Source organism: Lentzea californiensis, assembly GCF_024648825.1.
Classification (GTDB): domain Bacteria; phylum Actinomycetota; class Actinomycetes; order Mycobacteriales; family Pseudonocardiaceae; genus Lentzea; species Lentzea californiensis.
Window position 1 is genome coordinate 1,640,946 of record NZ_JANBBE010000001.1, and the last position, 22,982, is coordinate 1,663,927.

Sequence of the window (22,982 nt, forward strand, 5' to 3'; positions counted from 1 at the left end):
AGTAACCGATGCTGTGCTGCCGGTGAGGCAGTTGCTCGGTGAGGGTCAGCACGGATCCCGGAAGTCCATCTGAGACAGACGTTCCTGCCACAGCGCCGGGGTCAGCACGCCGCGGGTGGCCGTGCAGATCCGGCTGATCGCGTGCTCGACGTCGAGGTCCCACAGCCGCACGATGCCGTCCGCGTTGCCGGTCGCGAGCACCTCGCCCCGCGGCGCGAACTGGGCCAGCGGTTCCGCCGCCCAGTCGCCCGCGATCTGCAGGCCGAGATCCGCCGGGTTGGCCGGGTCCTCGACGTTCCACAGCCGGAACGTCTTGTCTGCGCTGCTGCTTACCAGCGTCCTGCCGTCCGCGCTGACCGAGATCGCGCTGATCGTGCCCGTGTGCCCGGACAACTCGCTGATCAGCGCCGGGTGCTCGCGGTCGCGCACGGCGTAGAGCCGGATCACCTTGTCCTGACCCGACGTGATGAGCGTGTGCCCGTCCGCGGTGAAGATCGCCTGCCCCACGACCTGGGGCGCCTTGATCGGCTCTCCCAGCTGTCGCGCCCGCGCCGGATCGCTCACGTCCCAGAGCCGGACCGTCTTGTCGCTGCTCGCCGTGGCGACCGTGCGGCCGTCCGGGCTGAACTCGGCGTCGTTGACGTAGGCGTCGTGCCCGGTCAGCGGGACACCGAGCGGTACGGGCCGCGCCGGGTCGCGCACGTCCCACAACCGCACCGACTCGTCGGTGTTGCTCGTCAGCAGCACCTGGCCGTCCGGGCGGAACACCGCCCACGCCGAGAACCGGTTGGACAGCACGAGTGGCTCGCCCAGCGGTTTCGGGTGCTCCGGATCGGCCACGTCCCACAGCCGCACCGTCTTGTCGCCGGCCGCGGTGGCCAGCACCTTGCCGTCCGGGCGGAACCGCGGTCGGCTGACCGAACGTTCGTGCCCCAGCAGCGGTTGCCCGATCTGCTTGGGGTGCTTCGGGTCCGAGACGTCCCAGAGCCGCACGGTCTTGTCGCCGGAGCCGGTCGCGACGATCTTGCCGTCCGGGCTGAACGACGGTGTGGTCACCTGGGAGGAGTGGCCGAGGAGCATCGCCTGCGGCAACGACCACAGGTTCACGGCGTTCTCCAGGGAACCGGTCACGAGCGAGTCGCCGTCCGGGCTGAAACCGACCGCGAACACGCCGGCGCCCCGTGCGGCGAGCGGCCGGCCGAGAGGGGTCGGTGAGGCCGGGTTGCTGAGGCTCCACAGCCGTGCGGTGGCATCGGACGCGCCGGAGGCGAGCGTGCGGCCGTCCGGGCTGAACTTCACCGACCACACCGGTCCGGTGTGACCGGCGAGCGGCTGGCCCACCGGTTCCTGCGTGGCCGGGTCCCACAGCCGCACCACCTTGTCGTCGGCGCCGCTCGCGAGCAGCCTGCCGTCGCCGCTGAACGCGACGGTGTGGACGCCGAGGGTGTGGCCCGTCATCGGCTTGCCGGTCCTGGTCCTCGTGGCGAGGTCCCACAGCCTGATCGTCTGGTCGTCGCCCGTGGTGGCCAAGGTCCTGCCGTCCGGGCTGAACGCGAGCGAGCGGACCGCGGCGGAGTGGTCGCGCAGCGGTTCGCCGGACGGCTGGGCGTTCGCCGGTTCGCGGACGTCCCACAGCCTCGCCGAGCCGTCCTCGTTCGCCGCGGCGAGCAGTGTGCCGTCCGGGCTGAACTCCAGCAGGTACGAGGGGCCGTTGCCGGTCTCGATCGTCTGCAACGCCCTGGGAGAGCTTGGGTTCGTCACGTCCCAGAGCCGGATCGTCGCGTCCTGGCCGGTGGTCGCGAGCACCTTGCCGTCCGGCGAGAACACCGCCGAGCTCAACCAGTTCCGGTGCCCGGAGATCACCGCGACCTCCTTGGGACGACTGCGGTCCCGGACGTCCCACAGGCGTGCGGTGCGGTCGTAGCTGGCGGTGGCTAGCAGCGAGCCGTCCGGGCTGAACGTCGTCAGGTAGACCGCACCGCTGTGCCCGACGAGCGGCACGGCCAGCGGGACCTGCTGGGTGGCGAGCAGCTTCGCTGCCACACCCCGGTCGGCCGGGCGCATGCGGTGCGCGACCATCAGGAACTGGGCGGACAGCGACGGATCGCTCGCGGTCAGCCGGTCTGCCTCGGCGACGACCTGGCGGAACTGGGCGTCGTTTCGCTGGTTCACCGCGATCACGGCCGCGCCGGCCGCGATCAGCGCGAACACCGCCACCAGCGCGACCGCGGACCTGCGCAGCCAGACGCTCTTGCGGTGCTGGCGTTCGGACGTGCGCACGAACTCCTTGGCGATCGTGGTGACGTCCCGCTGCTGCCGCACCCCCTCCAGCCGTGCGCCGCGATAGAGCAGTGACGAGTCGTGGTCGTGCGCGGACCACGTGGCCGCGTCCTCCTCGAGCCGCTGCCGGGTGAGGTTGCCGGCCCGGTCCTCGTCGATCCAGCTGCGCAACCGAGGCCAGGCCTGCAGCAACGCCTCGTGCGTGATCTCGACCGAGTCGGCGTCCGTGGTGATCAGGCGGGCCTGCGTGAGGACTTCCAGCGCACGTTCCGTCGCGGGGAGGTTCGTGCTGGCTTCGAGGAGGCTGCGGCGGCTGGAACGGCGGCGGGTGTCCTGCGTGTCGTCACCGACCCTGACCAGGCGCAGGAGCAGCTGCCTCGCGGCGGCCCTGGCCGGTTCGTCGAGGTCCGACCAGGCGCGTTCGGCGGTGGTGGCGACGGCGCCCTGGATGCCGCCGGCCGCCCGGTAGCCGGAGATCGTGAGGCGCCCCGCCTGCCTGCGCTGCCACGTGACCAGCAGCGCGTGGCTGAGCAGGGGGAGCGCGCCGGCGTCGTACGCGTCCTTGCCGCGGCGGTTGTGCGTGCCCAGGTCGCGCAGCATGAGGTCGACCAGACCGGCCTCCAGCTGCAGGCCGGCGGCCTTGGCCGGGTTCGTGACGGCGTCGCGCACCTCGGCCGCGGACATCGCGCCGAGCACCATCTGCCTGCTCTGCAGGGCCTCGGCGAGCTCGGGGAAGTCGAGGCAGCGGGCGTAGAAGTCGGCCCGCACGCCGAGCACGACCGCGCTCTTCTCCGCCGCCGCGTGCAGAGCTTGCACGAAGATCCGCAACCGGTTCTCGTCGCCGCCGAGGGTGAACGCCTCCTCGAACTGGTCGACGATCACCACCCGGTCGCCGACCGCTAGCTGCACCTCGTGCGCCAGGTCGACGTGCACGTCCGCGGCGGCCGCCGACTCCAGTGCGTGGACCAGCTCCGGCGCCTGGAGTGCGAACTCCTTCAGCGGATCGGTGCCAGGAGAAAGGACGATGGTCTCTTTGCCGAGCCTGGGCAGCACGCCCGCTTTCATCAAACTGGACTTGCCGGCGCCGGACGCGCCCACGAGCATCGTGATGCCGTTGTCGTTCAGCCGGTCGAGAAGTGCGTTCGTCGCCATTTCCCGGCCGAAGAACCAATTCGCGTCCTGCGGCCCGAATGCGCTCAGACCCATGTACGGGCAGACGGAGTCGTCTTCCCGAGGGGGTGTGTCTGATTCCGTGACGGGGCTCGCCAGCGCTGCCTCCCAGAGGGCGCGCCACACGTCGATGTCGTACAGGCCGTCGATCGCCGGCTGCGGCCTGCGCTTGCGGGCCTCGCCGACGAGCACCTCGAGGACCGCGCTCAGCCCGCTGAACCTGGCGGGGACGTTGCGCCCTCGCCGCCAGTCGCTGACCCGCTGGGCCGGCACTCGCAGCGGCCTGCCCTGTTCGTCCGATCGGCGGGCACGGGCGACCGATTCCGTGACCCTCTTCAGGGGAGGGTCGCCTGCCTCCGCGTAGAGCAGCGCGAAGCGCTCCGCGAAGACGCCACGGGGTCCCAAGCGACCTCCTCCCCGTCCGGACCGGAAAACGAGGACCACCCGTCTGAGCTGCGGCGAACGCACCGCAAAGGTAGTCAGAGACCCACCATAACGAGGTGGTCTGACAACCTCGACTCCAAGTCCTTCACGAGCGGGGGGAGATCGTCGACGTGAGAGCGACCGACTGGGGCAGAACGTCCACGGCTGAGGAGTACCGGGGGTCTCCTCAGCCGTGGCCCTCGGGTCCGCTTCCCGGCGAGTGGCAGGGCGCCGTCTGCTAGGTCAGGCCGCCTGCCAGAGCGCGTCCGCCTCCGGCTGCTTGGGCTGGACCCGGTTCGGATCCGGGAGGTAGGTCTCGGTCGGAAGCGTCGCGTACGTGATGGACTCCGGTTTCAACGCGGTGAGTTTTCCCGCGAGATCCGCCAGCTTCGGAATCGAGCCGATTCCGGTGTCCGTGACGATGGACTTCGTGAGGACGTCGGCGAGCTCGAGTGTTCTCGCCGGACTGGCGAGCCAGTTCTCGTTCGCCATTTTCTCGCTCAACGCCCGCATGAAGAGCTGCTGGTTCTTGATGCGGTTCAGGTCGCTGCCGTCACCGATGCTGTAGCGGGTGCGCACGAATGCGAGCGCCTGCGTTCCGTCGAGTTTCGTGGGCCCGGCCGGCACGTGCAGCCCGCTCTTCTCGTCGTCGATCGCCTCGGGCATCGTGACGTCGATGCCGCCGAGCCGGTCGACGAGGTCGCGGAACCCGTTGAAGTCGACCTGCACGAAGTGGTCGATCCGGATGCCGCTCATCTGCTCGACCGTCGCCACGGTGCACGCGGCCCCGCCGGTGGAGAAGGCGCTGTTGAACATGGCGATCGCGACCGGCGGGCTGGCCCCGCACTGAGGCCTGGGCACCATGGTGTCGCGCGGGATGCTGATCACGCGGGCCTGGTCGCCCGCCGCGTTCAGCTGGACGACCATGGCCGTGTCGGACCGCTCGTCGTCCTTGCCGACGAGGAGGATGTTGAGGGGGCGCCCAGGCGTCGACGGAGGCCTGGGGTGGGTGATCTCCTCGGCGAGATCGACGGTCTTGAGATTGCTCTCGAGCCGCCAGTAGGAACCCCCGGCCACGACGCCCGCAGCGATGACCACGGCGGCCCCCGAGACCGCGAGCCATCGTTTCAAGTGGACGTTCATGCTTCTCACGGTCCCCGTTTTTTGTCCAGGTCCCGTCGGTGGTTCGTCATGGTTGTGTCACAGCGCGCCTCAGCTGGTCGAGGAACCGGGCGTTGTCGGCCGTGACGGCGTACTTGGCCCTCGTGCGTTCGGTGGCGATGTCACGCCCGAACGGGCTTTCCGGGGCGAGGAACCGTTGGTCGGCGACGATCTTGCCGCGCGTGTAGCGGCCGGTGAGCTCGATCGCGAACCGGTCCTCGTCGTAGGTGGCGAGGCCGGGGTCGCAGAGGATCGCCGCCGCGAGCGGGTCGTGCGGGACGAAGCCGTTCTTGCCGAGGAAGCTGCCGTAGAAGTCGGCGTAGAAGCCGAGGATCCGCTTCGGGAAGCAGTCGTGGGGGAGCGCGTCGAGCCACTCCTGCGACGCGTGGCCCGCCATGGTGACGTCGAGGCCGACGATCGTGAGGTCCTCGAAGCCGGCGGCGAGCACCAGGTCGGCCGCCTCCGGGTCGTGCCAGAAGTTGGCCTCGGCGTGGGACGTGATGTTGCCGGGCACGTTGAGCGCGCCGCCCATGACGACAACCTTGTCCAGCAACTGCGGCAGGCGCGGCTCGATCTGCAGGGCGAGAGCGACGTTCGTGAGCGGCCCGATCGCGAGGAGGCTCAGTTCTTCTGGATTCTCCCGTGCCAGGTTCGCCAGTTGCTCGGCGGCGCTCTCCCCGGTGGGGCACGTGGCGGGCTCGTCTCCCGCGTGGCCGCCGAGGCCGTCCTCGCCGTGCACGCTCTCCGCGGTCATGAGGGGCTGGGCAAGCGGTTTCGCCGCGCCCATGGCCACCGGGACGTCGAGGCCGAGGCGTTCGGTGAGCCTCAACGCGTTGGCCGTGGCCTGCTGCACCGGCACGTTGCCGTGCACCGTGCCGATGGCGACTATCTCGGTTTCCGGCTGGGACCGCAGGTAGTACAAAGCGAGGGCATCATCGATGCCGGGGTCCGCGTCGACGATGATCCGCATGCGTCCGATCATGCCAGTGGGGGAAGTCATGACGGTCCGTCTCGCAGTTGTCTCCGACGCTCCTGCCGTCGCGTCGGTGCACGTCCAGACGTGGCAGGCCGCCTATCGCGGTCTGGTGCCGGACTCCGTGCTGGACGAGCTCTCCGTGCAGGAGCGCGCGTCGATGTGGGAACGGGGCATCCCGCGCGGTGGGGTCTGGGTCGGGTTCGTCGACGACGCCGTGGCCGGGTTCTGCGCCGTCGGTCCCTCTCGTGAGCCCGATGCCGCCTTTGAGCTGTTCGCGCTCTACGTGCTGCCCTCGGCGTGGGGCACTCCGCTGGGGTACGAGCTGGCACGTGCGGCACTCGGCGCGGAGCAGGACGTGGTGCTGTGGGTGTTCGACGAGAACCCGCGGGCGCGGCGGTTCTACGAGCGGCTCGGGTTCCGCGCCGATGGCACGGTCAAGACCGAGACCATCGGCGGGGCCGAGCTGAGGGAGATCCGTTACCGGCTCACGGGCGTCGCAGGATGACCTCGTCGATCAGCACGCCGTCCTGAGCCTCTTGTAGAACCTCTGTGTCCAAACAGGACTTCGACGCGTGACCCGTGACATCCTTGCTCGACATCGCCAGCCCGAAGCCAGAGCAGGGGAGCCACCGTGGCGTTCCGACCTGTGTTCCGCCGCAACCTGGAGTCACACGAGGCCTCGATAGCCCGCGAGGTGTTCGGCGACGCCCTGGACATCAGCGCACTGATCCTCGCCGAAGGCGGCGTACTCGGCAGCTTCGGCGTAGCCCGAACCCTCCCGCGCCTGGTCACCTTCCCCAAGGGCGTCCTGACCACACCGCAACACCAGGCCCGCTACGAACGCTGGCTGGTCCACGAACTAACGCACGCCTACCAGTACCAACACGGCCGCAGCGTCCTGAGCCTCCTGCCGACGGCGATCGCCGGCTTCTTCGCGAAGGGGCTCTACGACTACGGCGGCATCGAAGGCCTGCACGGGAAGACGTTCGCCGACTTCAACACCGAGCAGCAGGCCAACATCATCGCCGACTACTACTACCTGAGCAGGTACGAGCCGTCCCGCGACCTGTCGGCGTACGAGCCGTACATCAGTCACGTGCGCGCCGGCGGGTGAGCTGCCCGAAAAGATCAGGGCCCGACAGCGTTTCAGCATGTCAGGCCCTGATTTCACCCGGCGAAAGGTGGTGCCCCAGGCAGGATTCGAACCTGCGACACACGGTTTAGGAAACCGATGCTCTATCCCCTGAGCTACTAGGGCCGGCGACAGCAGTCTACCGGGGTGCCGCCACCGAGTTGACCAGCGCCCCCGGCTACCGCGGACCGGCACGCCGCTCACGCACCGTGAGGAGCACCCAAAGCACCGTGCGGCCGTTGGAGGGAAGTGAGGCAGGCCACCTTCTGCCGGGCACAAACGTCAGGTAGGGAGGTGGCGTGAGCAGACCTTGGCCCGACTTCCGTCCTGGCCCGCTTGGTTCCCTCAAGGCCTGGTGGCGCAAGAGGGTGCCCAGGCGCGTTGACGACATCACGTTCGTGCCGCCGGCGAGCAGTCATCAGCAGGAGTTCGAGACGCCGTTGGCGAGTGCGGTGTACGGGTTGGACTTCCACTTCAAGTTCACCGTGGTGTGGCGGCTTGATCTGACCACTGGGTTGCGGCACAACTCGCCGCGCAGTGCGGCTATCCACCACGTGTTGCAGCGGGCCAAGGAGATCAGTTCCAAGGCGATGTTGATCCATCACGCTGCCCTGCAGGTGCAGTTGGGGGATGAGCTCGCCACCGAACGGCAGGTGCCCGGCACGCATGTCTGGGCGCGGGCCGAGCAGGTGAAGATCACTGTTGGGGACGAGGACCTGGAGATGGCTCGGAAGCACGTCGAGCTGTTGCGGAACTCCACGTTCAAGCTGGCCGAACGGGATGTCGAGCGGGCTGAGATCCGGTACCTGCGGGACGAGGTGCTGACGGACGTCGGTACGGCGACGATCTGGTGGTTGCAGCGCAACGGGTATCAGGTCGCTGAGGCGGTCAAGCTGGCTGATCACCTCGCTGAGCTCGTGAAGCTCGCGCAGCGGGAGCCTGCTACCAACTGGGCCGAGTCGTTGGTCAGCAGTGTGGAGCGGGCCATGCCCGAGCTCGGGGACGCTCATCGGCAGGACCTGCGGCTGCACCTGGTGAAAGCGCTGAGCGTCTACGGTGGGGCTCGGGTGGCTGCCGAGTTCGCTGACCAGGTCGGGTTGCCTGCGGGCGAACGTCACACGAACGGGCACGTCTAGGGTGACTGGGGTGTTGACCCAACTTCGCAGTGCCGCTGTTGTCGCCGGGTTGCAGGCCCTCGCCCGGCTCACGCCCTATGCCGAGGCAGAGCTCATCGGGCTTCGCAAGGTCGTCAAGCCGGGGGACGTCTGCATCGACGTCGGGGCCGCGCTGGGGCTCTACACGGTGACCTTGTCGAGACTGGTCGGTCCACAAGGGACTGTGCACAGCCTCGAGCCGCTGGTGTTCGCGCACCCCACCCTGTCGTACGTGCTGCGGCCGCGTGAAGGGGCCAACATCAAGAGGCACTCGGTGGCGCTTGGTGCGGAGAAGCAGGGGCGCGAGGTCATGTCCGTGCCGGTGCGGCACGGGAGCCCGGTCACCGGGCGTTCGTTCCTCACGGTGGGGGCCAACGGGCTCGGGTCCAACGACGAGTTCGACCAGCACCTGGATGTTCTGGTCAAGACGGACACGCTCGACCACTTCGTCGAGGAGCAGGGGATCACCCGGCTCGACTTCGTCAAGGCCGATGTCGAGGGGGCCGAGCTCCGGGTTCTCGAAGGGGCTGTGGAGACCATCGAGCGGCTCAAGCCCGCGTTCCTGCTCGAGATCGAGGAACGGCACGTCGAACGGTTCGGGTACCACGCGAAGGACGTCGCCGACTTCCTCACCGAGCGCGGGTACCGGATGACCACGTGGCACGGCGGTGAGTGGGTGCCCACCGGCGACATCGGGGGCGAGATCCGGAACTACCTGTTCAGGGTCTGAAATAAGTAGAGGACGCCGACCCCTGGGGGTGGATCGGCGTCCTCATCTCGAAGGCCTACGAAACGTAGACCTCAAGCTCGTACAGGGAGTACCCGTACTGATTGGCCCGTTGGGTGCCCGTCAGCCGTAGGTGTCTCGCGTCCTGTGGTGTGAACGCTACGACATCATCGCCGCCATCGCCACTACTTGTGGAGAAAACGTTCCGCCAGTTCGTGCCGTCATTGGAAATCTCGATGCGGTATCCCCTGCCGAAGGCCGATTCCCATCGCAACACGGTGCGACCGATTCGTTGCACAGAGCCAAGGTCGACCTGGATCCACTGGTTGTCGCTCCAGTCGCTGGCCCAGCGGGACGTCGGGTTGCCGTCCACCGCGTTCGACGGCGGGAGGGTGTTCCAGCCCTTTTCGTGGGATGACGCGGTAGCGGTGCGACCGGCTGCCAGGTTGGTGATGGTCTGGCCCCGTCGGGACGGGAACTGCACGACCTGCTGGTACGTCGGGCGGTTCTGCCAGTGGATCTTGTCCTGGGTGATGCCGCCCATGGCGCGGTGGATGATCGTGTCCGCGCACCACTGGTCGCCCGCGGCGCAGTCCGCGTCACCTGGGTAGACGGCGTTCGCGGGCTTCGCCACGGCCGCCTGCAGGGACGAGACGAGAGCCGTGCGGCAACCTGACAGGGTGCCGCCACCGCAGTAGGTCTGCGGGAACGCTCCCTGGACCGGGTCGCCGAGGACCTTGCGCAGGTCCTTGTCGACGTAGCCCCACCAGCCGTACTGGAACGACGAACCCTTGTGCGGCGCGGCGCCGTGCGCGTCGGACGGGGCCTCGTCCACCTGCTGGGCCGCCACCAGGGCGTTGTACAGGCCGTCACCCAGCGTCGGCTTGAACTGCGACTCGACGAGAAGGGGCCACCAGGCATCCAGAATTCGGATGGCTTCGGCGTGGCTGTAGGCCTTGCTGCCCTTCGCGGTCTCCTTGCGCAACGAGCCGGAGCGCTGCCAGTCCTTCAGCTTCTGCACGACCGGGGCCAGGGTGGCGTCGACCGGAGCGGACTCCAGCACCCGCAGCAGCTCGGGCAGCACCTGCTCGGCGCGCAGGTCGGCCACGGCCGCCTCGGCCATCACGCGGGTCAGAGAAGCACGCGTGACCTTCTGGCCGGAGGCGATCAAAGCGCGCACGCGGATGTCGAGCAGGTCACCGCGGTGCACGGCGCTGTGGCCGAACCCGCCGAACGTGAAGTCCTTGGCCTGCTTGTTGTTCCAGGACACGTAGTAGTCCTGGTTGATCGAGTTCGGATGCGCCGCGAACGGCATGTAGGCGGCAACGTTCTCGTCGCCGTTCCAGTCCACCCACTCGTACTCGGCGCGGCCCCACGTCGGCAGGTTCGGGTCCACAGTGGAACGGCGAACCGGGTTCAGGCCCGAGTTGAAGTACGCGGAGTCGCGGGAGTCCACGTAGAACCAGTTGAACGCGTACCCGATCTTGCCGGCCGCGCGCTGGAAGTCGGTGGCCGAACGGATCGCCGAAGGATCGTTCAGCTCCTGAAAGCCGATGATCGAGTCGACCTCGTGCATGTACGTCGAACGCAACGTCGTGTACGCCACGACCTTGCCGCCGACAGTCGCCCTGCTCGTCACCAGGCCGTACTTGGTCCGGTGCATCACCAGCGTGTACGAGCCGGCGGGTGTGCCGTCCGCGACCGTGGGCTTCCAGGCGTTCTTGCGCTCGAGGCGCTCCATCGGCAGGCACGCGCCGTGGAACAGGTACGACGTCGAAGCCTTGGTGGCGGGAGAGCCGTCCGCGTTGCACAGCTCGACGGCGTAGGTGTCGACGATGTCCTGGCCCGACGAGGTGGCGCTCCACGAGTAGTCGACACCCCGGCCGAGCTGCACGTACATCGAGACGCCGGCGAACGAGACGCCGCGCGACCGGATGCCGGGGCCGTTGAGCTCCTGCAACAGGAGCAGCTGCGGCGCGAAGTAACCGGTCTGCGGCCCCCACACTGCGATCGGGTTCCCGCTGTCCGTGTGAGCACCCGACACCGCGAGGGCGTTCGACATGCCGTGCTTCTTGTTCAGCAGGTCGGCGGGCAGCACGCCGTCGGAGAAGATGCCCCGGGCCTTCGCCACGTCTTCGGCAGCGGGAACGGCGACGGACGCTCCCGTGCCGCCCACCTCGTCGTAGACCATGCGTTCCGGTGTGACGACGCCACCGTCGGGAAGTGCTACGCCTTGAGGCGATGCGGGTGAGGCGGAGTACGGGAACGACTGTCCGTCGTGGAGGGTCAGCACGGCCTCGGGGTCGTTCTGCGCCCGGAACGCCTTCCAGACCTGCTCGCCGGTGGCAGCGCCGTACTTGTTCTGCGCGGCCAGCTTCACCAGGGCCGACTGGACCTCGCCGCCACCGCCGGCGCCGAACAGGCCGCCGACCACGGACGCGATCGCCACCATGTCGGTCGTCTTGAACGGCTGGATGTCGTTCCAGTTCGTGATCGCGTCGGCGTGCCCGGTCAGCACGTACTCACCGGGGAAGTTCCGCGCGCCGATGGCCTGCGTGATGTACGCGTTGATGCCCGCCGTGTAGTCGGTGACGTCGGCCAGCGCCTGACGCCCGCGCTCACCGCCGTTCGTCGTCGCGCTGTCGATCTGCTTCTGCAGGTCCGCCTCGGTGTAGGGGATCTGGTTGAAGAAGCTCTGCTCCAGCACGCGGTTGCCCGGCGCGCCACCGGCGAAACCGGTCAGCTGGCCGCGCCCGAGGTGGCGGAAGACGTCCATCAGCCACAGGCGGTCCTGCGCGGCCGCGAAACCGGCGCCGAACATCGTGCCGGACCGCGTGGTCCCGGTGATGTGCGGCATGCCGATCTTCTTGTCGCGCACGATCGTCACGTCGGACCGCGGCTTGATGGTGCTCTCGACCTGGTCGGACTGCACGCCGAACGACGCGTCGTTGAAGAAGTCCGTCAGCTGCGAGTTCGTCAGTCCACCGTAACCGTTGACGAGGGCGTCGTATTTCCCGAGCTGGTCCGCCGAATGCGCGGGCCGGGTGCCGAGCGCCTTGTGCGCGAGGACCTCGGCGAGCGTCGCGTTGCCGTTGTTGCCGGGCGGCAGGACGTCGTTGCACTGCCCGAGGCAGTAGTCGTCCGCGGCGTACGCGGCCGCGCGTGGGGGTTCCTCGGCGCTGGCCGACGGAACGATCAAAAGGGAGGCGGTGACGGCGGCGGTCGCCAGCAGGGTCGTCACCGGATTGGCTCTCCGCATCGCGCGAAGCTCCTCTCCGTGCAGGGCAGGGCTGTTGTGACGCACGTTACTTTCCGGTAAGGCTATTGCGAAAGACCTTCGCGTTTTCTGATCCGGTGCAGGACGGACTGTATCGATCCCGAAACCCATTAAGGAGCCATATGGGCAGAAACGAGGCCAAGCGAGACATCTGAATCGGATTACCGAGGGCGTATCCGTGTTTCTGGTACCGCATTCCACTCAGTGGGATTTCGATGTTTCGTCACTCAGTGTTCCGATGATCCCTCCTAACGCCTGGTGGCCCGCCTACGCAGCGAAGTCAGACGCCAATTCCGGTAACTGTGAACGCGGTTGGCGTTCTCGAAAATCTGTAACCACATGATGAGATAACTGAGAATTAACGTGGTCTTCGGCGTGCGTACGCCAAGATCACGAACATGAGGGAGCACGGAACGCCAATGCGGGAGGCGTCGTGATCAAGGTTCTGCTGGCCGACGACGAGGACCTCGTCCGCTCCGGCCTTCGCATGATCCTGAGCAGCGTCGGAGACATCGAAGTTGTTGCTGAGGCCGATGACGGACATCTGGTAGCCGACCTGGCACGCCAGCATCGTCCGCACGTTGTTCTGCTCGACATCCGGATGCGCACCTCGGACGGACTCGTGGCCCTGCGGAGGCTGCGGACCCTGCCGGACCCACCGAGGGTCTGCATCCTGACCACGTTCGACGTCGACGAGTACGTTTCGGAAGCTCTGCGCCTGGGCGCGGCCGGCTTCCTGCTCAAGGACACCGAACCGGAACAGCTCGTCAAGGCCGTGCGTGATCTCGCGCGCGGAGGCGCTGTTCTCGACCCCGGTGTGGCGGCGAGAGTTCTCGCGGCCGTCGCCGACGGCGAACGGATGGCGGAGCCGGCACGAAGGCTTCTCCAGAGCCTGTCCGAACGCGAGCGCGAGGTGCTCGTGCTGATCGGCCAGGGCATGTCCAACGCGGAGATCGGCGGCACCCTGCACCTGTCGGAGGCGACGGTGAAGGGCTACGTCTCGTCCGTGCTCGGCAAGATCGGCGCGGTCAACCGCGTGCAGGCCGCACTGGTGGCCTACCGCGGCGGCCTGATCGCCTGAAAACGTGGTTGATGAGGGGAGCTTTCATAAACCTGACGTTTATGAAAGCTCCCCTCATCAACCACGCGAACGCTAGTTCCCGGACACGATCTCGGGCACCTCGTCCACCGAGGGCTCGACCTCGACCCTGTTGCGGCCGTGCCGCTTGGCGCGGTAGAGCGCCATGTCGGCGGCCGCGAACAGCTGGTCCAGTTTGGCCGGTCCCGCCGCCACGCCGATGCTGACCGTCGGGCGGCGGACCGCGCCGAGCACCATCGTCCAGTCGTGCCCGTCGACGGCCGCGCGGATCCGCTCGGCCACGTTCGGGCCGACGTCCATGTTCGGCCCGGTGTCCCCGAGCAGCACCACGAACTCGTCACCGGCCCAGCGCGCCACCAGGTCGTCCGACCGGCACTCGCGCCGCAGCAACGCCGCGATCTCGCGCAACGCCGCGTCGCCCGTCGCGTGCCCGGCGTCGTCGTTGACGTTCTTGAACCAGTCCACGTCGACCAGCACCAGCCACGGCACCCGCCCGCGCGCCGCCGTCGACTCCAGCAACGCGGCGGCCGCCCGTTCCAGCCCGAGCCGGTTCGCCAGGCCCGTCAACGGGTCACGCGCTGCGGCCTCCTGCGCCGCCACCGCGAGCCGTTGTGCCTGAACGGCCACCCGGCGCTGCTCCAGCGCCTGGCCCAGGCCCTCCTGCAACGTCTCCCTGGCCGTGCGGGAGGCGGCCATCGACCGGCGCAACGCCTCGGCCTCGCCCTCGGCGTCCCCTAGTGCGTGGCAGATGTCCGCCAGCTCGGTCGAGAACCGCAGCAGCAGTGACGTGTCGTTGATGCGTTCGGCGCTCGTCACGGCACGGGACGCGAGTGTGCGCGCCTCGTCGAAATCGCCCTTCTCACGGCGCACGACGGCAAGAACCCAGTTGCCGACCGAGACGCCCCACAGGTCGTCAGCGTCCAGGGCGAGTCGCAGCGTCTCGTCGCCCATCTCCTCGGCCTTGTCCAGCTGGCCGACGCCGGCCAGGGACCGTCCGCACGCACCGAGGAGCGCGCGGCGGTGCACCTCGTCCTTGACGATACCGAGGCCCTCGTCGAGGTAGGCCAGCGCCTCCTCGAAGATCGCCGGCGCCGCCGCGGGAGGCCCGGAACAGGCGCGGAAGTTCAGCGAACCGCCGAGGCGCTGCAGGCAGTGGGCCAGCACGTCGGTGTTGCCCGCACGACGCGCCACCTGCACCGAGAGCCGCAGCATGTCCAGGGCCGCGCGCCGGTTGCCGATGCCCTCCATCAGATAGCCGAGGGAGCCCATCGTGTGGGCCACGGCGGGGCTGTCCGAACGGTCGGCGTCGAGGTCCGTCCACCCCTCGGCGGCCAGTTCCAGCGCGAGGGGGATGCGGCCGAGGCGCCAGGCCATCACCGCCCGGTTGACCAGAACCGCCGATCGAACCCAGCGGTCGGCGCCGGGGGACACCTTGGTGACCACCTCGTCGAAAAGACTGTTCGCCTCCGGCAAGCGGCCAGCGTTGAGCAACGCGCGGACCTCTCGGTCCAACCGCGGAATCTGCCCCGCTACCAGCGGATCGCGTTGCTCCACTCGTTCATCGACTCCGTTCCGACTGGCCGAGCGGCCCGCACAGGCTACCGGGTCGGTCGCGCCCCGTACCGATCGTGGTGCAGGACGTCATCGAGGGGTAGTCGGTTGCGCCAACCGTGACGTTCCAGATCGGGCGTCTCGGGCAGTGATCGAACCGGACCGACGCACAGCCACGCAACCGGACGGACCCTTGTGGGGATGTCCAGCAGCCGGCGCAGCACATCTTCCCGGTAGAAGCTCACCCAGCCCACACCGAGTCCCTCTTCCGTCGCGGCCAGCCACAGGTTCTGGATGGCGAGGCACACGGAGTACAGACCGGCGTCCGCGATCGCGTGCCTGCCGAGCACCGCCGGCGAGCCCCGGTCCGGGTCGTAGGTGACCACGATGCCGAGGGTCGACTCCATGACGCCCTCGACCTTGATGCGGGAGAAGGTCTCCGCCCGCTCCTGGTCCAGCTGGGCCGCGAAGACGCTGCGTTCGGCCTGGACGTGGTCGCGGAAGGCACGCCGGGTCGACTCGTCGCGCACGAGCACGAAGTCCCACGGCTGGGACAGCCCGACGCTGGGGGCGGCGTGTGCGGCGCTCAACACCCGGCGCAGCACGTCGGCGGGGATCTCCTCACCGGAGAACTCGGCGCGGGTGTCCCTGCGGCGGTGGACCACGTCGTACAGGTTCATTCGTGCGATCGTGCCTCACTCGAAAGCACCAACTTCACGCTGGAGAGGTGGCGCTGATCTCACCTGAGGCGATACACCGATCGGATGCGAAGAATGAGAGGTGGCTACGGCTCGGCGCTCGCATTCGGTGCCGGAGTCGGCGTGACCACGTTCACCGGCGCCTGGCCGCTGCTCGCCCTGCTCCTGCTCGCCGCCGTCGTGGTGGTCGTCTCGCTGCGGACCACGATCGTCGGCGCCGGCCTGGCCGCGCTGCAGTGCTGGGGCCTCTACGCGACCTTCTTGGTGGGTGTTCGCGGCGACCTGACGGTCGACGAACACACGACCTGGGTGCTCGCGTTGCTGGTGCAGCTCGCCGCGCTGGCCTTCCTGACCAGCGCGGCGGTGCGGGTCATCGCGCTTGTGACGGGTACGGCAGCAGGGCCATCTCCCGTGCGTTCCTGATCGCCGTGGCGACCTGGCGCTGCTGCTGCGGCGTCAGGCCGGTCACCCGGCGGGACCGGATCTTGCCCCGGTCCGAGAGGAACTTGCGCAGCAGCGTGACGTCTTTCCAGTCGACGACGGTCACGCCCTCCTTCGCGAGCAGGTTCACCCTGCGCTTGAGCGGCTTCTTCTCGCGCATCACCAGCTCGCCTTCGAGACGCCGGGCAGCTCACCGCGGTGGGCCATCTCCCGCAGCCGGACGCGGGACAGGCCGAACTTCCGGTTGTAGGCGCGCGGCCGTCCGTCCACGACGTCGCGGTTGCGCAACCGGGTCGGTGACGCGTCCCGCGGCAGCTTCTGCAGACCCTGCAACGCTTCCGCGCGCGTCTCCGGGTCCCGCAGCATCTCCTTGAGCTCGGCCCGCCGTTCCGCGTACCGCGCCACGACCTCGCGCCTGCGCAGGTCCGCGGCGATCTTCGACTTCTTCGCCACGTCCTCAGCGCTCCTCTTTGAACTCGACGTGCCTGCGCGCCACCGGGTCGTACTTGCGCAGCACCATCCGGTCCGGGTCGTTGCGGCGGTTCTTGCGCGTCACGTAGGTGTAGCCGGTTCCGGCGGTCGACCTCATCTTGATGATCGGCCGGACATCGGTGCTCTTGGCCATCAGACCTTCACCCCCTGCGCGCGGAGCCGGGCCACGACGGCCTCGATCCCCACCTTGTCGATGGTCTTGATGCCCTTCGCGGACAGCGTCAGCGTCACGAACCTGTTCAGCGACGGCACGAAGTACCGCTTGTGCTGGACGTTCGGGTTCCACCGGCGCCGCGTCTTGCGTTGCGAGTGCGAGACGCGGTTGCCGAAGCCCGGCTCACGGCCGGTCAGCTGGCAGCGCACTGAGGTACCTCCAGATTGAAACGACTTTCGTTTTCATCTACGGTACCTCACATGGAAACCGTTGTCGTTATGGTGGCGGGGCTGGTCGACCACGACGTCGCCGTGCGGGTGTGGCGCGACCGGCCCGGTTCGGTGCTCGTGCGTCACGTGGCCGCGGAAACCAGTGTGCGGCGCTGGGTCGACGGCATCGCGACCGACATCGGCCTGCTGCACGGTTGCGTGTCCTGCACCGTGCGGGAGGACCTGCGCGAGCTGCTCGCCGGCCTGGAGGGCCACACGGTCGTGCTGCAGCTGGACCCGTTGCTGGAACCGGACGCGGTGCGCCGCAAGCTCGGCATCGACGTCGAGTGCGTGATCACCGTGCTCGACGCGGCGACCTGGCTGGACGACGCGCTGGGCGACGCCTCGATGGTCAGCGACCAGCGGACGGTGGCCCAGGTCGTCGTCGCGCAGGCCGAGGCCGCGGACGTGCTGGTGCTGCAGGGAGACGCGGACGAACGCACGCTCGCCGTGCTCGACCGGCTCGCTCCGGGCGCACACCGCTGCACGCCGGAGACGGTGGTCGCGCGCAGGCGCACCCGGCCGCGGCTGATGCCCCTGATGCCCGAATGCGGTGTCTCGACAGCGGTTTTCACGGCGGACCGGCCGTTCCACCCGGCACGGCTGAACGACGCGCTCGACTCGTTGCTCGACGGAACGGTCGTGCGCTCGCGCGGCCGGCTCTGGGTGGCGGACGAGCCGGACGTCGCGCTGCACCTGGAGTCCGCGGGCTGCGGCCTGCACGTCGGCGAGGGCGGGCCGCTCGGGGGTAGGACCACCCAGATCGTGGCGATCACCCTGGGCGAACCGGACTCCATCACCGCGGCGTTCGCCGAAGCACTGCTCACCGACGACGAACTGTCCTTCGTGGACTCGATCCGAAAGCTGGCCATATGAAGCCCGGAATCCACCCCGACTACCACCCGGTCGTCTTCCAGGACGCGTCCACCGGCAAGACGTTCCTGACCCGCTCGACCGCGAAGTCGTCCAGGACGATCGAGTGGGAGGACGGCAACTCCTACCCGTTGCTCGTCGTCGACATCACCGCCGACTCGCACCCGTTCTGGACGGGCACGCAACGACTCGTGGACACCGCGGGCCGGGTCGAGAAGTTCAACCGCCGCTACGGAAAGCGAGAGCGCTGATGGCCGTTCCCAAGCGCAAGACGTCCCGGTCCAACACCCGCCACCGCCGGTCGCAGTGGAAGGCCACCGCGCCGGACCTCGTGCGCGTGCGGACGTTGGACGGCAAGGAGCTCCTCGTGCCTCGGCGGCTGGTCGCCGCCTACAAGCGCGGACTGATCTAAAGGGGTTGCTGGACCGTTCCGTCCGGTGAGTCGCGCCACTGGTCGAAAGGGCGGTCCAGCCTCCACCCCGTGCCGTCGTGGTCGAGCACGCGGTTCTCGCACGTGTCCGGATTGGACAGTGACTCGAACAGGTCGATGCTCCAGTCGAAAAGCCTGCGGCACAGCAGCCTGATCGTCAGGCCGTGCGACACGACCAGCACCGTCTTGGGGTGCGTCTCGTCCTTGCGCAGCCGGACTTCCAGGCCGTCGAGGAACGCCGCCACCCGGTCGTCCACGTCCGCGCCGGACTCGCCGTTGGGCAGCCGGAAGAAGAAGTGGCCGAACGCGTGCCGCTGGTGTTTGAGCACCTCCTGCTGCACCGGGTCCTGGAGGTTGCCCCAGTCCTGCTCGCGCACCCTCGGCTCGGTGACGATCCGCTCCGCGGAGATCCCGAGCAGCTCGAACGTCCGCTTGGTCCGCTTGTACGGGGAGACGTAGGCCGCGACCGGCCCGTCGCCGATCAGGGCCTTGATCGTCGGTCCGGCGGCGCGTGCCTGGCTCTCGCCGGTCTGGGTGAGCGGCAGGGCGTGGTCGGGGATGCGGCAGTAGGCGAGCTCGTCGACGTTGCCGAGGCTCTGTCCGTGGCGCAGCAGGATGATCCGCACCTCACCATCGTGCCTCAGCCCGGGGACTGCTCCGGGCGTTACAGTGCTCGGCGAGTCGAGGAGGATGGTGTCACATGATCAAGTACATCGCGCTGTACAAGAAGCCCGCGGACGAGGGCTTCGACCAGAGGTACTTCGAGTCGCACCTGCCGATCGTGAACTCGGTTCCCGGCCTGGTCCGCGCCGAGGTCGCCAAGGTGCAGCAGGTGTTCCTGGCGGGGTTCCTCGGTGACAACGAGCCGCACCTGATCGCGGAGATGTACTTCGAGTCCGAGGAGTCGTTCAAGGCCGTCCTGCAGTCGCCGGAGTGGGCCACCTCGGGTGCCAACCTCGCCGAGATCGGCGGGATGGAGCTGGTCGCGATGTTCAGCGCCGAGGTCGTGTCGTGAAGGCCGTCGTCATCGGCGGCGGCACGATGGGCGCGGGCATCGCGCACCTCCTGCTCGCGAACGGTCACGAGGTCACGCTGTCGGAGGCCGACGCCGAACGCGCCGAGCAGGGCAGGCTCGCCGTGCGGCGGTCGCTCGGCAGGGCGCAGGAGAAGGGCAAGCTCGCCGACGCCGACGCGGTGTTCGCGCAGCTCTCCACGGGCGAGCTGCCCGCGGACGCCGAACTGGTCGTCGAGGCCGTGCCGGAGAACGTGCCGCTGAAGCAGAAGGTCCTGGGGTTCGCGGCCGAGAAGTGCCCGGACGCGGTCCTCGCCTCCAACACGTCGTCGCTGTCGATCTCCGAGATCGCCGCCGGCCTGCCCGGCGAACGCGTGCTGGGCATGCACTTCTTCAACCCCGTCCCGGTGCAGCAGCTCGTCGAGCTCGTCCACCACGAGGGCGTCGACCCCGCGAACGTGGCCAAGGCGCGGACCTGGGCCGAGCAGATGGGCAAGACCGTCATCGAGGTGCGCGACTCGCCGGGATTCGCTACCTCACGGCTGGGAGTCGCCGTGGGCATGGAGGCGATCCGCATGCTGGAAGAGGGCGTCGCCTCCGCCGCGGACATCGACACCGGCATGAAGCTCGGTTACCGCTGGCCGATGGGCCCGCTGGAGCTCACCGACCTGGTCGGGCTCGACGTGCGGCTGGCGATCGCCGAGCACCTCGCGGCCGAGCTGGGGCCGCGGTTCGACCCGCCGCGGCTGCTGCGGGACAAGGTCGCCAGGGGTGAGCTGGGGAAGAAGACGGGCCAGGGCTTCTTTTCCTGGTAGATAGTTGTCCGTGCACATCCGCGAGTTCACCGAGGACGACCGCGACGCCGTGTTCCGGCTGCGCAGGGTCGCGTTCAACGGCACCAAGCCGTCGGGACCGCTGCTGCGGCCGGGTTCGCACGGACTGCTCGCCGAGATCGACGGACGGGTCGCGGGCGTGCTCGGCATCGGCTCGTACGCGCAGTTCTACGGCGGCGCCGCGGTTCCCATGGGCGGGATCGGTGGCGTCGCCGTCGACGGGGCCTATCGCGGCCGGGGGATCGCGAACGCGCTGCTCGACGCCGCGCTGACCACGATGCGCGAGCACGGCCAGCCGCTCTCGGTGCTCTACGCGACCGTGCCGACGCTGTACCGGCGCCGCGGCTGGGAACGCGCCGGGGTCTTCGAGTGGGTCGAGCTGCCGATGGACCGGCTGCTCTCCGTTCCGAAGCCCGCCGAGCTGATCCCGTCGCGTCCGGCGGAGAAGAGCGACCTCCCCGCCCTGCACGAGTGCTACCTGGAGGTGGCGCGGACGATCGACGGCATGGCCGACCGCAGGCCACCGCGCATGGACCTCGACAAGGTCCTGGAGATGGACCTGGTGACCGTGCTGCCCGGCCCGAACGGCCTGCGCGGTTACCTGACGGCCACTCGCGAGTCCGGTGGCGACATGGGCCGGCTCAAGGTCCACGACCTCATCGGCGTCGACGTCGAGGCCCAGCTGAACCTCCTCGCCTCGCTGGCGTCCTGGGCGGGCACGCTCGAGGCGATCGACCTGCGGATCACCGACCCGGCGACGATCGGCTTCCTGGGCGGCACGCCGATCCGCCACTCTGTGTGGACCTCGACCTGGATGCAGCGCGTCGTCGACCTGCCCGCCGCCGTGGCCGCCCGTGGCTGGCCGCGCCTCGCGAACGCCGCCGTGGACCTGGAGGTCGTCGACGACCACGCGCCGTGGCACGCGGGCCTCCAGCGCCTCGTCGTGGAGGACGGTTCGGTGCGCGTCGAACCAGGGGGCACCGGCGCGGTGCGGTTGCACGCGCGAGCGCTCGGGCCGTGGTTCTCCGGCGCGCAGAACACGCATGCGTTGCGACGTGGGGGTTTGCTGGAGGGCGACCCGGCCGACGCGGCGGTGCTCGACCAGCTCACCGGCTCGTCCGGCACGCCCCGGCTCGCGGACTTCTTCTGACGATCGGCCGTTCGCAACGGGATTCTCACCTGTCCTTCGGTCACAATGGACGCGTGGCGGGGGACCAGGACGAGGTCAGGCATGCCTACGGCGACAACATGGGTTGGCGCCTGAAGGGCTACGCGAAGCACCGCAGCGGGCCACCGGTCAGCGTGCGGGAGATCTCGCGAGCCCAGTTCCTGACGATCAGGCCGTTCTTCGACGCCGAGGACAACCCGTGGCTGGTGGACCTCCACGAGGTGCTGCCCGCGATCCGGCCGTGCATCGAGCACGTGCTCGGCCCGCTGGACCCCGACCAGGACTACTACGTCAACGGCCACCCGCTGGACTGGGACAAGGACCCGGTGCAGGTCGCGCGGGACCTGCTCGACGTCAAGTACCCGCTCGCGAGGGCGGCCTTCCTCGGCGGCAGCGTGGCGGCGGGCAACTACACGGCGAACTCCGACCTGGACATGGTCGTGATCGTCGACGACCTGCCCGGCGCGTTCCGCGAGACGCTGCGGTACCGCGGCTGGCCGGTCGAGCTGTTCTGTCACACGATCGAGTCGTTCCAGGACTTCGTGGCCCGTGACACCGAGGGCCGGCGGCCTCCGTTGCTGCACATGTGCGCCGAGGGTTTCCTCATGCTCGACGCCGACGGCACAGGTCAACGCATGCGGTCCGAGGCACGCGCCCTGCTCGATGCGGGCCCTGCTCCCGCGACGGTCACCGAACTGGAAGACCGTCGCTACGGCACCACGGACCTGCTTGAGGACCTGATCGGCGCACGCGACGAGGACGAGCGTCTGTTCGTCGCGGCAAGGCTCCTGAGCTGCGCGGGAGAGCTCGCGCTGGTCATGCAGAACCGGTGGCTCGGGCACGGCAAGTGGCTGTTGCGCCGGCTGCGCGACGCCAAGGAGGACGAGCTCGTGGACGCCTACCGGGCGTTGGTGCGGGGCGAGGGCGCCGAGCGGTTCATCGCCGTCGTGGAAGCCGTCCTGGTGTCCGCGGGAGGGCGGCTGGACGCCGGTTACCGCCGGGCGGCACCGCCCCGTTGACCGGCATTACCCTCTCCGTTCGTGCTGCTCGTCGTCCTGGAGTTGATCGGTCTCGCGGTCTTCGCCGCCTCCGGAGCGGTGGCCGCGGTCCGCGCCCGCCTCGACGTGTTCGGCGTGACCATCCTGGCGCTCACCACGGCACTGGGCGGCGGCATCATCCGCGACGTGCTGCTCGGCGTGCACCCGCCGACGAGCCTGCGGAACTGGCCGTACCTGCTGGTCGCGGGCGGTACGGGCCTCATCGTCTTCTGGTTCCACCCGCACGTCGCGAAGCTGCGCCGCAGCGTGCTGCTGCTCGACGCCGTGGGCCTCGGCCTGTTCGTCACGTCCGGCACGTCGACGGCGTTGTCCCTCGGAGCGACGCCCTACGCGGCGTGCCTCATCGGCATGACGACGGGCATCGGCGGTGGCGCACTACGTGACCTGCTCCTCCGTGAGATCCCTCTGGTCCTCAGGAGAGAGATCTACGCCGTGGCTGCGCTGTGCGGCGCGGTCGTCGTGGCGGTGGGCGAATGGGCCGGGCTGCCGAAAGGCCTGGTCTCGCTGACCGGCGCGGTGCTGATCATCACCATCAGGCTGATCGCGCTCTGGCGGAAGTGGAACGCGCCGGTCGCGAGGGGCCTGGAGGGCTAGCAAGAAACTA

Annotated in this window: 25 protein-coding genes and 1 tRNA gene; 14 read left to right on the forward strand and 12 right to left on the reverse strand. The window is 68.9% G+C overall.

Features of this window, described 5'->3' with window-relative positions; genetic code table 11:
* Nucleotides 1-45: 45 nt before the first annotated feature.
* The 3 genes from LX88_RS08495 to LX88_RS08505 all read right to left on the reverse strand — a co-directional run bounded on the left by LX88_RS08495 (nt 46) and on the right by LX88_RS08505 (nt 6,004).
* Complete coding sequence (locus LX88_RS08495; protein ID WP_258947199.1) at nt 46-3,855, reverse strand: nSTAND1 domain-containing NTPase; 3,810 nt, start codon at nt 3,853-3,855, stop codon at nt 46-48.
* Nucleotides 3,856-4,116: 261 nt separating this feature from the next.
* Entirely contained in the window at nt 4,117-5,016 is a 900-nt protein-coding gene (locus LX88_RS08500; protein ID WP_258947200.1) for an LCP family protein, read from the reverse strand.
* A gap of 46 nt (nt 5,017-5,062) precedes the next feature.
* Nucleotides 5,063-6,004, reverse strand: a complete 942-nt coding sequence (locus tag LX88_RS08505; protein ID WP_258947201.1) for a nucleoside hydrolase — start codon at nt 6,002-6,004, stop codon at nt 5,063-5,065.
* Between the two features lie 28 nt (nt 6,005-6,032).
* Here LX88_RS08505 and LX88_RS08510 point away from each other — a divergent pair, with 28 nt between their 5' ends.
* Together LX88_RS08510 and LX88_RS08515 are read left to right on the forward strand one after the other, a co-directional pair.
* On the forward strand, nt 6,033-6,515 hold the full coding sequence (locus LX88_RS08510) for a GNAT family N-acetyltransferase (RefSeq protein WP_258947202.1): 483 nt from the start codon (nt 6,033-6,035) through the stop codon (nt 6,513-6,515).
* Between the two features lie 126 nt (nt 6,516-6,641).
* A complete protein-coding gene (locus LX88_RS08515) occupies nt 6,642-7,124 on the forward strand; it encodes a hypothetical protein (RefSeq protein WP_258947203.1) in 483 nt (160 codons plus the stop codon).
* 68 nt (nt 7,125-7,192) lie between these two features.
* On the opposite strand, the gene LX88_RS08520 is transcribed toward LX88_RS08515, so the two are convergent.
* A tRNA-Arg gene (locus LX88_RS08520) sits at nt 7,193-7,268 on the reverse strand.
* A 173-nt stretch (nt 7,269-7,441) separates the two neighbouring features.
* Between LX88_RS08520 and LX88_RS08525 the strand changes: the two genes are divergently transcribed.
* Nucleotides 7,442-8,278, forward strand: a complete 837-nt coding sequence (locus LX88_RS08525) for a hypothetical protein (RefSeq protein WP_258947204.1) — start codon at nt 7,442-7,444, stop codon at nt 8,276-8,278.
* A gap of 10 nt (nt 8,279-8,288) precedes the next feature.
* Nucleotides 8,289-9,026 carry an FkbM family methyltransferase gene (locus LX88_RS08530; RefSeq protein WP_258947205.1) on the forward strand — a complete coding sequence of 246 codons (738 nt, stop codon included), beginning with the start codon at nt 8,289-8,291 and terminating at the stop codon, nt 9,024-9,026.
* A gap of 55 nt (nt 9,027-9,081) precedes the next feature.
* Here the strand turns inward: LX88_RS08530 and LX88_RS08535 are convergent, their stop codons facing one another.
* On the reverse strand, nt 9,082-12,282 hold the full coding sequence (locus LX88_RS08535; protein WP_258947206.1) for a penicillin acylase family protein: 3,201 nt from the start codon (nt 12,280-12,282) through the stop codon (nt 9,082-9,084).
* Between the two features lie 451 nt (nt 12,283-12,733).
* Between LX88_RS08535 and LX88_RS08540 the strand changes: the two genes are divergently transcribed.
* Nucleotides 12,734-13,381 (forward strand): response regulator, encoded by a 648-nt coding sequence (locus tag LX88_RS08540; RefSeq protein WP_030481367.1) that lies wholly within the window; start codon nt 12,734-12,736, stop codon nt 13,379-13,381.
* A 72-nt stretch (nt 13,382-13,453) separates the two neighbouring features.
* On the opposite strand, the gene LX88_RS08545 is transcribed toward LX88_RS08540, so the two are convergent.
* Nucleotides 13,454-14,911, reverse strand: coding sequence for a GGDEF domain-containing protein (locus tag LX88_RS08545; RefSeq protein WP_258947207.1), 1,458 nt, complete (start codon nt 14,909-14,911; stop codon nt 13,454-13,456).
* 86 nt (nt 14,912-14,997) lie between these two features.
* Nucleotides 14,998-15,630 carry a 5,6-dimethylbenzimidazole synthase gene (gene bluB / locus LX88_RS08550; protein WP_258947208.1) on the reverse strand — a complete coding sequence of 211 codons (633 nt, stop codon included), beginning with the start codon at nt 15,628-15,630 and terminating at the stop codon, nt 14,998-15,000.
* Between the two features lie 84 nt (nt 15,631-15,714).
* Here bluB and LX88_RS08555 point away from each other — a divergent pair, with 84 nt between their 5' ends.
* On the forward strand, nt 15,715-16,071 hold the full coding sequence (locus LX88_RS08555; RefSeq protein ID WP_258947209.1) for a hypothetical protein: 357 nt from the start codon (nt 15,715-15,717) through the stop codon (nt 16,069-16,071).
* Here LX88_RS08555 and rpsR read toward each other — a convergent pair.
* From rpsR to rpmB, 4 genes are read right to left on the reverse strand one after another with little or no spacing between them, the layout of a single operon-like run.
* Complete coding sequence (gene rpsR, locus LX88_RS08560) at nt 16,019-16,249, reverse strand: 30S ribosomal protein S18 (RefSeq protein ID WP_258947210.1); 231 nt, start codon at nt 16,247-16,249, stop codon at nt 16,019-16,021. The two genes, LX88_RS08555 and rpsR, sit on opposite strands and share 53 nt — an antisense overlap.
* Nucleotides 16,249-16,542, reverse strand: a complete 294-nt coding sequence (gene rpsN / locus LX88_RS08565) for a 30S ribosomal protein S14 (RefSeq protein ID WP_258947211.1) — start codon at nt 16,540-16,542, stop codon at nt 16,249-16,251. Before rpsN ends, rpsR begins: the two co-directional genes overlap by 1 nt.
* Nucleotides 16,543-16,546: 4 nt before the next feature.
* On the reverse strand, nt 16,547-16,714 hold the full coding sequence (gene rpmG / locus LX88_RS08570; RefSeq protein WP_030481361.1) for a 50S ribosomal protein L33: 168 nt from the start codon (nt 16,712-16,714) through the stop codon (nt 16,547-16,549).
* Nucleotides 16,714-16,944: a 50S ribosomal protein L28 gene (rpmB, locus tag LX88_RS08575; RefSeq protein ID WP_258947212.1), complete on the reverse strand. Its 231-nt coding sequence runs from the start codon at nt 16,942-16,944 to the stop codon at nt 16,714-16,716. The genes rpmG and rpmB overlap by 1 nt, the downstream gene beginning before the upstream one ends.
* A 51-nt stretch (nt 16,945-16,995) precedes the next feature.
* Here rpmB and LX88_RS08580 point away from each other — a divergent pair, with 51 nt between their 5' ends.
* Genes LX88_RS08580 through rpmF form a run of 3 tightly spaced genes read left to right on the forward strand, consistent with a single transcriptional unit; the run spans nt 16,996 to nt 18,289 of the window.
* On the forward strand, nt 16,996-17,880 hold the full coding sequence (locus LX88_RS08580) for a GTP-binding protein (protein ID WP_258947213.1): 885 nt from the start codon (nt 16,996-16,998) through the stop codon (nt 17,878-17,880).
* Nucleotides 17,877-18,128: a type B 50S ribosomal protein L31 gene (locus LX88_RS08585; protein ID WP_030481358.1), complete on the forward strand. Its 252-nt coding sequence runs from the start codon at nt 17,877-17,879 to the stop codon at nt 18,126-18,128. Before LX88_RS08580 ends, LX88_RS08585 begins: the two co-directional genes overlap by 4 nt.
* Nucleotides 18,128-18,289, forward strand: a complete 162-nt coding sequence (gene rpmF, locus LX88_RS08590; protein ID WP_030481357.1) for a 50S ribosomal protein L32 — start codon at nt 18,128-18,130, stop codon at nt 18,287-18,289. Before LX88_RS08585 ends, rpmF begins: the two co-directional genes overlap by 1 nt.
* On the opposite strand, the gene LX88_RS08595 is transcribed toward rpmF, so the two are convergent.
* On the reverse strand, nt 18,286-18,933 hold the full coding sequence (locus LX88_RS08595) for a histidine phosphatase family protein (protein ID WP_258947214.1): 648 nt from the start codon (nt 18,931-18,933) through the stop codon (nt 18,286-18,288). The genes rpmF and LX88_RS08595 overlap by 4 nt on opposite strands.
* A 74-nt stretch (nt 18,934-19,007) precedes the next feature.
* Between LX88_RS08595 and LX88_RS08600 the strand changes: the two genes are divergently transcribed.
* Genes LX88_RS08600 through LX88_RS08620 form a run of 5 tightly spaced genes read left to right on the forward strand, consistent with a single transcriptional unit; the run spans nt 19,008 to nt 22,972 of the window.
* Entirely contained in the window at nt 19,008-19,322 is a 315-nt protein-coding gene (locus tag LX88_RS08600; protein WP_258947215.1) for an EthD family reductase, read from the forward strand.
* Nucleotides 19,319-20,134, forward strand: coding sequence for a 3-hydroxyacyl-CoA dehydrogenase family protein (locus LX88_RS08605; protein WP_258947216.1), 816 nt, complete (start codon nt 19,319-19,321; stop codon nt 20,132-20,134). The genes LX88_RS08600 and LX88_RS08605 overlap by 4 nt, the downstream gene beginning before the upstream one ends.
* Before the next feature lie 10 nt (nt 20,135-20,144).
* Complete coding sequence (locus LX88_RS08610) at nt 20,145-21,302, forward strand: GNAT family N-acetyltransferase (RefSeq protein ID WP_258947217.1); 1,158 nt, start codon at nt 20,145-20,147, stop codon at nt 21,300-21,302.
* A gap of 53 nt (nt 21,303-21,355) precedes the next feature.
* Nucleotides 21,356-22,339, forward strand: coding sequence for a nucleotidyltransferase domain-containing protein (locus tag LX88_RS08615; RefSeq protein ID WP_258947218.1), 984 nt, complete (start codon nt 21,356-21,358; stop codon nt 22,337-22,339).
* Nucleotides 22,340-22,360: 21 nt separating this feature from the next.
* The gene (locus LX88_RS08620; protein WP_258947219.1) at nt 22,361-22,972 is read left to right on the forward strand and encodes a trimeric intracellular cation channel family protein; all 612 of its coding nucleotides are present in this window, start codon (nt 22,361-22,363) and stop codon (nt 22,970-22,972) included.
* Nucleotides 22,973-22,982: the final 10 nt, after the last annotated feature.